At 56.0% G+C, this 12,224-nt stretch carries 5 protein-coding genes; 1 reads left to right on the top strand and 4 read right to left on the bottom strand.

What is annotated here, in order from left to right:
- Window positions 1-10: 10 nt before the first annotated feature.
- From NST04_RS24475 to NST04_RS24490, 4 genes are all read right to left on the bottom strand, one after another.
- Complete coding sequence (locus tag NST04_RS24475) at window positions 11-922, bottom strand: carbohydrate ABC transporter permease (RefSeq protein WP_341186547.1); 912 nt, start codon at window positions 920-922, stop codon at window positions 11-13.
- A 63-nt stretch (window positions 923-985) separates the two neighbouring features.
- The gene (locus tag NST04_RS24480; RefSeq protein WP_341186548.1) at window positions 986-2,299 is read right to left on the bottom strand and encodes an ABC transporter substrate-binding protein; all 1,314 of its coding nucleotides are present in this window, start codon (window positions 2,297-2,299) and stop codon (window positions 986-988) included.
- A 199-nt stretch (window positions 2,300-2,498) separates the two neighbouring features.
- On the bottom strand, window positions 2,499-4,085 hold the full coding sequence (locus NST04_RS24485; protein ID WP_341186833.1) for a response regulator: 1,587 nt from the start codon (window positions 4,083-4,085) through the stop codon (window positions 2,499-2,501).
- A gap of 2 nt (window positions 4,086-4,087) precedes the next feature.
- Window positions 4,088-5,908, bottom strand: a complete 1,821-nt coding sequence (locus NST04_RS24490) for a sensor histidine kinase (RefSeq protein WP_341186549.1) — start codon at window positions 5,906-5,908, stop codon at window positions 4,088-4,090.
- A 490-nt stretch (window positions 5,909-6,398) separates the two neighbouring features.
- Here NST04_RS24490 and NST04_RS24495 point away from each other — a divergent pair, with 490 nt between their 5' ends.
- The gene (locus tag NST04_RS24495; RefSeq protein ID WP_341186550.1) at window positions 6,399-11,810 is read left to right on the top strand and encodes an S-layer homology domain-containing protein; all 5,412 of its coding nucleotides are present in this window, start codon (window positions 6,399-6,401) and stop codon (window positions 11,808-11,810) included.
- Window positions 11,811-12,224 lie beyond the last annotated feature (414 nt).

Below are 12,224 nucleotides of genomic sequence, written 5' to 3' on the forward strand. Positions count from 1 at the left end.
GTGCCGCCTCCTACATGTAGTTGACCCATTTTTTTTGCGCCCGCATCTGGAAGAAGGTGATGATCATGATCAGCGCGAGCAACACCATTACAATCGCTGAGCCATAACCCTTGTTCGAGTACTTGAACGAATTATTATAGAAGAGATACACAAGCGATACTGTATGGTCATAGGCCGGGTTACTCACATCGATCATCATATAGATGACATCGAACACTTGCATGGCCTGGATAATCGTGGTCACTACAACAAAGAACAGTGTTGGCGTTACAAGCGGCAGAGTGATCACGAAAAATTGGCGCATCCGGCTGGCTCCGTCGATATCCGAGGCCTCGTAGTAATCCTTCGGGATCTCCTGCAGACCGGCGAGCAGCAGCACCATATTATAGCCGATGACACTCCAGATTCCGATCACCGCAATGGATAAGATCGCTACCCTCGGGTCCGTCGTCCAGTTGACGGCCGGAAGGCCCAGCTTGGATAGCCCGTAATTAATGAGGCCGTAGTGCTGGTTATACATCCAGCGCCATACCATGGTAACTGCCGCAGGAGCGGCGACCATCGGGATGAAATAGATCGTGCGGTACAGCGAGCGGCCCGCGAGCTTACCGTTCAGCAGGACTGCTACCAGCATGGCTATGGCTATGCTGACAGGAACGACCAGCAAGGTGTAGAGCAGTGTATTGCCGACAGCATGCCATACCTGGGGATCATGAATCAGCTTGCGGTAATTCTCCCCGCCGATGTAGATATTGCCTCTGCCGAAATCTCCGCTCTTGAAGAAGCTAAGGTAAGCGGTTTGCACTATTGGGATGAAGTTGAGGACGATAAGGCCGATCATCGTTGGCGCGATCAGAAACCAGCCCCAGGACCATTCATTCCAGGTTTTGGCTCCAATTTTCCTCTTGACGGTATGATTCATCTGCTTTCCTCTCCTATCAAACTTGCGGCAGCCCTGAGGCTGCCGCAGGCATATGACTCTTGCTTATTTCTCTTCCGCCAGGCTCTCATTCATCACTGTGGCTGCATTACGGGCTGCTTCCTCCACGGTAACCTTGCCCGAGAATGCCGGCTTCAGCGCTTCATAAGCCTTGTCTTCCCAGACAGCTGTTGTATTGGAATACGGACGAATTACGCCATAATCCACCATATCGACGAATGCCTTGATGTTGAAGGTCTTGTTCGAATCCACCCACTTGTCAGCCGCGCCTTTGTACGCCGAGATGGCAACGCCCAGCTCCGCCTGGCGCTCCTGGCCTTCCTTGGAGCTTAAGTATTCTACGAACTTCCACGCTTCCTCCGGATGCTTCGCCTTGGCGTCAATCGCATTGCCCAGACCATTGTAGATGGAGGCTTGCACAGCCTTCTTGGGCAGGACGGCCACATCGAAATTCTTCGCCATGAATTCGTTCTCTGTGAACCCGCTCAGGTTCCATGAACCGAACAAGCCCATTGCCGCCTTCCCGTTCTTCAGCAGATCGGCACGCTCGGCATCCCCATACACCTCTGGCGACAGCCCGTCTCGTACAAAGCTTACATAGAAATCCAGAGCTTCGACCGTCTTCGGATCGTCATAGCCTGACTTCTTGTCCGCTGTAATAATGGTGCCGCCGTTCTGATAGACGAAGTTGTAATACCCCTCCTGGTTGTGCATCGGCGCAAGGAAGCCGTATACCCCGTCCTTGGTGAGCGCTTTCGCTGCACTGTGCAGATCATCCCAGGTCCAGTTCTCATCCGGGTATTTCACACCTGCCTGGTCAAACAGCGTCTTGTTGTACCACAGCCCGATGGTATCGAAATCCTTCGGAACCGCATATTGCTTGCCCCCCAGATTATAGATCTGGTTCAGGCCTTCCGGGTAATTCTCAAGCTTGACGTCCTCACTCTTGCTTATACGATCAGTCAGGTCAAGCAGCATGCCGTTATTCGCATAGCGGTAGATCTCATTGGAATGCATCCAGAATACATCCGGCAGCGAGCCGCCGGTGGCTCCCGCTTCCAGCATCGTCCAATAATCGGACCAGCCGGTCACCTCAATATCGACCTTGATGTCCGGGTTCTTGCTCTCGAATTCATCGGCAATGGTCCGCAGTCCCTTCTCCTGATTGGAATCCCAGATCGCGTAGGTCAGCTGGACCTTCTCTCCGCCTGCTTGCTGTGTAGCCGCTGCCTCTGCGGACGCGCTTGCCGATGGTGCAGCCGGCTCGTTATTGCTGTTGCTGTTACCATTGCCGCAAGCGGTCATGGTGGCCGCTGCAAGCAGGATGGATAATACGGTTGCTAAGCTTTTTTTCTTCACTAGAATTACCCCCAACTTCCATTTAGGATGTGCTGCATCTGCTGCACCTCCAATAGTAGGCGAAGGCGGACGGTATCGAAATGGCGGTTTTTTACGTAACATTTCCTTTTTTTGACCATTCCCCGGAAGCGGCAAAAAGTGCACCCTCAGCGGATGCACTTCTTTTACAGACTCTGTTCTTTTTTTGACAATTGCCAATCTAGCCCCGGTATTCCTCCGGGCTCATGCCGTTCAGCTTCTTGAACAGCTTGCTGAAATACGCGGTGTTCGGATAGCCCACGCGCTCGGCAACTTCATAGACCTTGGTGTTCCTGTCCCTGAGCATGCTCTTGGCCTTCTCCATGCGCAGCCGGGTCAGGAAGCTGACGAAGTTCTCGCCCGTCTCCTGCTTGAACACCCGGCTGAGATAGGAGGCGTTCACGTTAATCTGCTCCGCCACCGACTGCAGCGAGATATCCTCTGCATAGAGCTGCATCATCAGCTCACTGGCCTGCTCCGCATAGCTCCGGGAGGATTGTCCCTGCGACATCTGCGCTCTGCACTGCTCCAGATAACCGGTAATGAGCCCGTGCAGCCCCTCCAGACTCTCCTCCCCGAGAATGCTCTCGTACAGGGTCAGCCCGGCTTCATTCGGCTCGGGCAACGCCGGGAAGCAGGACTGAATCACCGCCAGCATCCTGATATAGACTAAGCGCGCCGCCTGCTTCGTGCAGCCTTCTTGCAGCAAGGACTCCTTCAAGCGGTTCAGGAAGGTTATCGCCTCCCCGCTGCCGCTCTCTGTATCCTGCCTGAATCTCCGCAGGGCAGACTTGTCGAGGGTCAGCCGTTCTCCGCTTCTCTGCCTGCTGCGGGCCTCATCATAGAAGCACAGGCCGCTGCCGTTCTCCAGGAACAGTGCCTCCAGGGCCATGTCGGCCTCCTGGTATGCACGCTTCAGCCGGTCGAAGCCGGAGGCCGGAGCACTGATACCGATCGACAGGGTCAGCTTCAGGAAATCCTTCATCGCCGCCTGGATCTTGGCAGCGGCGCGCTCGATCTCCGCGCGGACAATCCGCCCTTCCTCCCCGAGATCAAGCAGCAGTACGTATTCCGCAGAATTCATGACGATGATCTCCTTCGCCCGCTTGCGGGGCAGGATCTCTTCCAGTATATTCGCCACCGAATAGCGCAGCAGCTTCTCGTCCTGCTCCACATACTTGCGCCGGAGCTGGTCGAACCGGTTGATCCTCAGCTTCATCAGCACCATCGGCCCGTCCGGCAGGCGGATGTGCAGCGCTTCACGCCGGGCGAGCACCTCTTCGGTGCCCTTGAAGCCGCTCAGCACTTCCTTGAACAGCGTCTCCTTCAAATGCTCGATACTCTCCTTGTAGGAGCCGGGCGGCATTCCGCCGGAGCTGCCTGCGGAGAGGCGGACGGCCCGCTTCTTGACCGTCTCCAGCACATGCAACAGCTGCTGCGGCTTCATATCGCTCTTGATCAGATAGTCCGCCGCCCCAAGCCGGAGCGCCTCCTGGGCATACTGGAATTCCTCCAGACAGCTAAGGATGACGAACTCTCCGCCGATGTCCAGCCGCCGGGCCTCCCGGATCAGCTCCAGGCCGTCCATCACCGGCATTTTGATATCCGTAATAATCAGATCCGGCCGGTGCGTCCCGGCCAGCTCCAGCGCCTCGCGTCCGTTGGCGGCCTCCCCCAGAATCGTGAATCCCTCATCTTCCCATTGGATAATCGACTTCAGACCGATACGCATCAGCAGCTCGTCATCCACGATAATCACACCCAGCATACTCAATAGCCCCCCTTCCTGTCCCGAATGGGAATGGTGATCACGAATACCGCACCCTGCTCCGGGCTGCTCTCGAACGATACCCCGTACGGCTCGCCGTATAACCGGCGTACCCGCTGATGCACATTGATCACGCCGATGCCGCCGCTGTCCTCTGCGCCGCCCAGCCTGCTGCGCAGCTTCGCAGCCGCCTCAGCGCTCATGCCTGCACCGTTGTCTTTTACCGTAATGGTAAGTTCTGCATTCCCGGCCCGCCGGACCCCGATAGACAGCAGCCCGTCCTCCTGGTCGGCAATTCCGTGGAAGATCGCATTCTCCACCAGCGGCTGGATGCTCAGCTTCGGAATCTCCTGCTCCGCAAGGGTCTCCTCCACTTCAGAGCGGAATTCGATCCGGTTGAAATAACGCACCTTCTGAATGACGATATAATGCCTGATGTGCTCCAGCTCCTCACGGATCGGCACCAGCCGGTTGTCCGTCTTGGCGGTATAGCGGAGCATGGAGATCAGCGCCCCAGTCATCTCTACAATTTTCTCAGACTGCTGCATGGTGGCGATCCATTTGACCGAATTCAACGTATTGTACAGGAAATGGGGGCTGATCTGTGCCTGCAAGGCCCGGATCTCGGCCTCCACCTTCTGCTCCTGCTCCACGTAGATCCGCTCCACCAGCTGCTTCAGTTCAGCGGACATCTGCTCGAACCGGCTGGCCATGACACCGATCTCGTCATTCGAGCGGACCGCCGGCAGATTATCGAATTTCCCTTGCTCCACCAGCGTCATATTGCGGATCAGCTGCTTGATCGGACGGGTGATCAGATTCGACATATACACCGAACTGGCCAGGGCAAACAGGATAAGCACAACAGCAATCGTCCACAGGTTGCGCTTCAGGATGTCGCCTTCGACCGCCAGCTCTTCCACCGGCATATACATATAAGTCTTCCAGTTATGGACCTCAAACGGCGATTGGATGAGAATATAGTTCTTCCCGGCTACGCGGACTATCTGCCTGCCTGAACCTGCGGCGAGTTCTTCCTCACGCACCGGAAAGAGTGTCCTGAACGGCTTGCCGATCAGGTTATAATTGTTGTTGAATATAATCATACCGCTGTCATCGGTAACGGTGAAGGCTGAACGGTTGCCTGCCTCCATCCGCTTGTTCAGCCGGTTGATGAAATCTATGTCTACACTTACCGCCATAACGCCGAGCAGCTTGCCGTTCTCCATATCGAAGATTTTGCGCAGATTGTAGATCGTCCAGTTGTTGTCCGCCTTGGTCTGCCGGTCCAGCCGGGTCGGCAAATCGCGCGTAATATCGTCAGAACGCAGGAATTCGGTGAACCAGTCCTCCTTGCGGGGGTTGTAGGTATAATCGACAGGCTTGTTCGGGGCCACATAGAGGTCGCTGCCGTTCACCAGATTGTAGACATAGATAGAGATGGCGCGGTCCTTCATTGTGATGTAATTCATCAGCAGCTGCGTGGCCTGAAGTTCGTTCGTCACAGAGCTGTCGTGCAAGAAATTCTGCACCGGGTAGTTCTCCTGGGACACGGCTGAGATGTAGCTGTTAATCCCGTAGCTGGCGATGAGGGAGATCTGCTTCGTGTCCTCCAGGAATTCCTCAATGCGGATATTCGACTGTCTCGTCACATCGGCCAGCAGGTCCGTATATTTACGTTCAAGCATCTGCTGGGAGGAGATATAGGAGTTAACGAACAGAATCACAACCGGAATCAGAATGGCCAGCAGAAAAAAGAACAGCATCTTGTTCTTCACGCTCACAAAACGGCGGCTGGGCTTCAAGGGGAAGGGTGCTTTCAAGTCATTACCTCCGGCAGCAGAGTTTTGTGGAATACCTTTAATGATAGACTCCCGGCTGCGTTCCCGCCACCCTGCTCTGCATGTCTTTTTTTTACTCTTTTCGTTCCCTTTTTTACATGTAAGGGGATAACGGAGGAAGGGCTGGCAGAATTGTGCGGCTCCCGCTTAAGCTCCCCGGGCTGCCCGCTCCAAGCAGTAACCCAGAGACGTAAAGAAAGGAACAAAAACAGTAAAAAAGCTTGATTTTATAGTAAGGGTCATTCCCTTAACATTCTCGGTGAAGCGAAACAGCCATGACAGGGAGGTTGCGGTGCCTATGCGGAGTTAGCGGAGATTAGGATTAGTGAATAGAGAATTTCCCCAAGTGTGCAGACCATTCTATCCAGGACAGGTATCTCTAAAAAACAAAAGAGGTGAGTATCTATTGAGGCTATATCTTAAGCGTTCACTGATATCTATACTGGCAATTCTGACTCTCCTGCCCTCCAGTTTGGCAAGCGCTTCCACAGCTCTGCCTGCAGACCCGGTTCCGGCGTCGGATGCTGTATGGGTGACTGAGCCGGTGTTAGTGACCGATCCGGTTACGGCACCTGATTCCGATGAAGCACCTGCTTCCCCGGCGGAGCCGGATGGTGGTGCGGTGGCGGACGCTGCTGCACTGCCGGAGGCTGCTCCTGTTCAGGAGACTGCGCCGGAGCAAGCCCCGATGAAAACCGCTGCTGAAGCGGCCCCCCTGTTCCAGTGGAGCTTCCGCTCCGGGCAGGTGCTTGACCGTACCACGGTAGTGAACAGCGTCTACCCCGATGCAGCCGCTGAACGCGCCGAGCTGAAGGGAGTAGCTGCCATTGTCTACGACGACCAGCGCGGAGACGTCCTCTCCTTGCCCGGCGGCGGGAACGGTACTGCCTGGCTGAAGCTGCCCGATCAGCTCTACAGCGGAATCAAGGATGAGCTGTCCGTCTCCTTTTGGGCTAACATCGATTCTTCGGCTAACGCCTATAACCGTCTGCTGTCCTCCACGATTGCCGAGAAGGGGCTGAGCAATGCCGGGGTAAGCGGCTGGCAGGACTCCGAGTTCATTATTATCGCCGGGGACGGCACGTTCAGCAACCGGATCTATACCGGCACGAACCCAAGCCAGATAGCCAGCTACAAAGGCGATGTCGTCTGGAACCGCAACCCGGCCAAGGGCAAGTGGCAGCAGGTGACCGTCACGATGAACAGCAGCGGAGCCTATGAAGTTTACCTGAACGGTGCTCCTGTCGGCATCAAGGGCCTGGATCAGAGCAAAAGCACATCAGGTGCAACGATGACTTCCGTACTCCAGCACTTTTTTGCGCGCGACTATCTGGACGCCCTGAAGTTCAATGCATTCGGCCGGTCGCTCTACACCTCGGATGGAGACATCAAGGGGAAATTCGACGACCTGCGAATCTACAATGTCCAGCTCACGGCCAGTCAGGTCAGCGCATTATATACAGCGACCAAGCATGAAGAGGTCGTGGTAACCAATCCGGCCAAAATAACGGTTGATCTCGCCGACCGCTCGCTAGGACCTGTATACCACGGGGCTTCCGGCGCTCTGTATGCCCTCAGTGAGCCGAACGTGCCGGATATCAACACGCTGATTCCGATCAAGCCCTCACATATCTCCCAGAAGCCGCCGAACGGCATCCAGCATCCAACCGGCGATGCACTCAGAGTGTCGGATTATTTCTTCGAGGCTGGCGGGGAAGCCGTAAATATCGTGATGCAGGATTATTACCAGCACTGGTATTATCCGTCCAGAACGGCAGAGGAATATATTCAGGAAGCTGTCATTCCGATTACAACGGCCGTTAAAGCCTACAAGGATCAATGGGCTGCGGCAAATCCCGGCCGGGATGTCAATTCCAGATTCATCTATATTCCGTTCAATGAGCCTGAACAGAACAACACCCGTTATCCCCAGCTGCTGTCAGACAGCCAGACGGGGAAGAACTCCAGAGCCGTGTTCAATGCCGACTGGCTTGCCGTAGTTAAGAAGATCAAAGAAATCGATCCCGGTGCAGTCATTTCCGGCGTGAATCTGACCCAGTACGGGGCTAAAGTATTCGAGGATTTCATTCCCTTCTGTGTGGAGAATGATTGTCTGCCCGATATTATCAGCTGGCATATGCTGTGGGACAAAGCCTTTAATCAGGCTGCCTCGAACGTCACAACCTTCCGGGCAGTGGAAGCGAAGTCCTTACAGCGCTATAAAGAGCTGTACCCGGACCGCCCTCTTCCCTTCCCGCTCAAAGTCGATATTAATGAATATGCGGCCACTTCAGAGATTGCCGTGGGCGGCTCGCTTGTCCATTACATCGCACGTTACGATGAGCTGAAGATGAACAGCATGCTGCCGTATTGGAATACCGCCAACTCCTACGGGTCCCTGCTCGCCGGGCAGAACGAGCCGAACGGGGCATGGTGGCTCTACAAATGGTATGCCGACATGATGGGCGGCGACATGGCCAAGGTCAATGTGATCAACGCCAGAGCTGAGAATGACGCCTTCGGCCCCGGCCTGTACGGGTTAACTTCGATTCAAGACCAGAAGCAGCAGGTCAGTATCGCCTTCGGCGGGACCCAAGGCGACGGGCAGATCGGATTCAATAACATCACCGGCAACGGGAACAGCCCTTCCTTCCTGGCCGGGGCGGAAGAGGTGCATGTCACTGTATTCTATGCAGGCTACACCGGCCTGACCGGCTTCCTGGTGGAGCCTGCGCAGATTCTGGACCGCAATATTCCGGTTAAGAACGGCTCGGTCACGCTGGATGTGAACCTGAATGATTACACCTCGGCTTACTATGCAGTCATTACACCGGCAGTTAGCCATGCTCCGCAGGAGACCTTCGTCAAGCGTTACGAGGCGGAGAATGCGCAGGTACAGACCAATGTAGTCACAACGGATCACTATCCGCGTAAAAGCACTGGACGCTCCGCCTCGAACGGCCAGTATGTGTCAGGCATCAAGGCTGCGGACAGCCTCGTGAAATGGACAGAGGTGACCGTACCGGCAGACGGAAATTACCGTCTGGATCTGATTGGCGGCAGCGGCGCGACCGCTTCGCTGCGCAATCAATCGAATACGGGTGATGCCAATCAGCGCATCAATTCTGAATGGTTCGTCAAGATTGACGATCAGCCGGCAGCCAAAATCGTTCTGCGTGCCGACTACAATATGCAGCTGCTTGGCGGCAATACTATATTCGCCGATCTGACAGGGGGCACCCATTCCATCGGCATCAGCAGAACCAACCCGGATACGGGAGAAGCAGGCCAGGGCGAATCCACTCTGGATGCCATCGAGCTGACGTATAACGGGCTGCCCGGCGCACTTCCGAATTACCGGGTGCAGGCGGAATTCGCCGACTATGATTCAGAGCAGGGCTTGTCCCGGGCCGGCAGCCTGGAAGGCTTCCAGGGGGCCGGATATGTGAGCGGCTATGGCGGCAGCCAGGTGGCCAACACCCGGTTCGTCGTCAGCGTGCTGGAGGACGGGATGTATGAGCTAACCGCACGCTATGCCTCTGCGGGCGGCGGGAAGCTACAGCTTGCCCATGACCGTAAGCCGCTGGTTGATCTTCCTGTGGTGAATACGAACGGGCAATGGCAGGATGCCAAAGCTCCAGTCTTCCTGCGCAGAGGTATTAACCTGATCGACGTGCGCTCCAGCGCGGCACTTAGTCTGGATTACATTAATGCAGCCTTTGTAAGTAAGACTGCTCTATATTCTGTGGAGTCTGAGGCGGCTGTGGTGGTGGGAACACCGGCGGGTTCGGAGCTGCCGCTTATCCGGGATGATGCTTTTGCCAAATATGCCTCCGGCGGCAAATATGTGAACGGCATCACCTCCTACGACGGAGCAGAGCGGTATCTGGAGCTTAGGAACATTAACGTGCCTAAGGCAGGCACCTACAAGCTGGTGGTCACTTATGCCAATGGTGAGAGTGCGGGAACCCATGCTTACAACAATGATGTCGTTGAACGTTATGCGCAAGTAAGTGTCAACGGCGGCGAACCGCAGACGGTCTACTTCAAGAACACCATCTCCTGGCAGCAATTCACTACCCAGACACTGGATGTGGAACTGAAGGCAGGCGTGAATACGATCCGCTTCTCTAACAATAATACGTACAACGGCGGCTCCAATCCTTATGGCGGAAGCGGCGCGCAAGGCTTCACGCCTTACACAGCAGTCCCGCGCCAGTACACACCGGCATTCGACCGGTTCGATCTGTATGCCCGTCACACGCTGGAGGTAAACGGCGGCGGTGATAATGGCGGCGGTGATAACGGCGGCGGTGATAACGGCGGCGGTGATAACGGCGGCGGTGATAACGGCGGCGGTGATAACGGCGGCGGTGATAACGGCGGCGGCGATAATGGCGGCGGCGATAATGGCGGCGGCGATAATGGCGGCGGCGATAATGGCGGCGGCGATAATGGCGGCGGGGACAACGGCGGCGGTAATGGCGGCGGCGGGGACAACGGCGGCGGCGACAACGGCGGCGGGGACAACGGCGGCGGGGACAACGGCGGCGGCGATAATGGCGGCGGCGATAATGGCGGCGGCGATAATGGCGGCGGCGGTAATGGCGGCGGCGGTAATGGCGGCGGCGGTAATGGCGGCGGCGGTAATGGCGGCGGGGACAACGGCGGCGGGGACAACGGCGGCGGCGATAATGGCGGCGGCGATAATGGCGGCGGCGGTAATGGCGGGACTTCCAGTGGTAACGGTGGAAGTAGCACTAATACTACTAGCGGCAACACCGTAGGTTCGGTGCAGCCTGTAGCTCCAGGCAGCAGTCAACTTAACGTTGAAGCTACGGTTAACGGCACCTCAGCAACAGCCACTCTGGACGCCAAGCAGGTTCAGGCAGCAGAGCAGATCACGGTTACCTCTACACTAGGCACCATCCACTTCCCTGTGAGTGCTCTTAATCCGGCAGCGCTGGGGCAGCAATTGGGAAGCGAAGACTGGAAGCTTACCGTCAGCATGACGGTGCTGCCAGAAGAGCGGCAGCAAGCGATCCGTCAAGTTGCCCTCTCCGCCCAAGGCCAGCTCATCGGCCAGGCGGTGGAGTATACAGTGAAGGCTGAGGCCGGTGGCCGGTCGGTGGAGATTCCGGGCTTCGGCGGCAGTTATGCCCGGCATACCCTGCCGCTCAGCACTCCGGTGAGCAGCCGGAATGCGACAGTCGTGCGGGTGGAGAATAACGGCAGCTTCAGCTTTGTACCGGCAACCTTTAATGTAGGCGAAGTATCTTTCCACAGTCCTAGCAACGGTACGTTTGCGGTAATCTCCAGCAACAAGACCTTTGCAGATATGAACGGCCACTGGGCCCAGGAAGCCGTTCACCGACTGGCCTCCAAGTATATCCTAACCGGACTTACGGATAGCCGCTTCGCACCGGACGGTACCACAACGCGCGCTGAATTCGCAGCGATGATTGTTCGTGCGCTTGGCTTCTCCTCTTCCGGTCCGGCAGCCAGTTCGTTCAAAGATATCCCCACCGGTGCATGGTATGCCGGAAGCATCGGGGCAGCCGTTCAGCTCGGGCTGGTACAGGGCGGAACGGACAACACCTTCCGGCCGAATGACAAGGTAACACGCCAGGAGATGACAGTTATTCTGGTGAAGGCCATGGCGCTTGCTGGCGCGCCGCTTCCAGCTTCCGAAGCACAGGCAGCAGCGTTCAAAGACGCAGGCCAGATTGCCGGCTGGGCACAGCAGGATGTTGCCAAGGCGGTTCAGGCAGGCCTCATCACCGGAACGCCTGACGGGCAATTCCACCCGGGCCAATCCGCCACCCGCGCGGAAGCCGCCACGGTAATTCTAAGATTGCTGGAACAGGCGGGCTTCGTGAACTGACCCACTAGATACTGGTTACTTACAGAGCACACCTATAGACTCTCAATAACATACAGAGCAGCAGTCTCGGGGTATTGAATAATACCCGAGATATGCTGCTCTGTTTAGTCAATTACTCCTCCCTCGCAATTGGCTCAATCTACCATCCGATCTCCTACCTCCCCCTTGCCGTTCACTCCGGCGCACCCAGAGGGATTTATACATCTCATTTACTCATTCTGCCTACTCCCAGTCCAATTATAGGGATTTATACATCTCATTTACTCATTCTGCCTACTTCTAGTCCAATTAGAGGGATTTATACATCTCATTTGCTCATTCCGCCCACTTCAGTCCAATCAGAGGGATTTATACATCTCATTTGCTCATTCCGCCCACTTCTAGTCCAATCAGAGGGATTTATACATCTCACTT

This window comes from Paenibacillus sp. FSL H7-0756 (genome assembly GCF_038006765.1).
Classification (GTDB): Bacteria; Bacillota; Bacilli; order Paenibacillales; family Paenibacillaceae; genus Paenibacillus_AQ.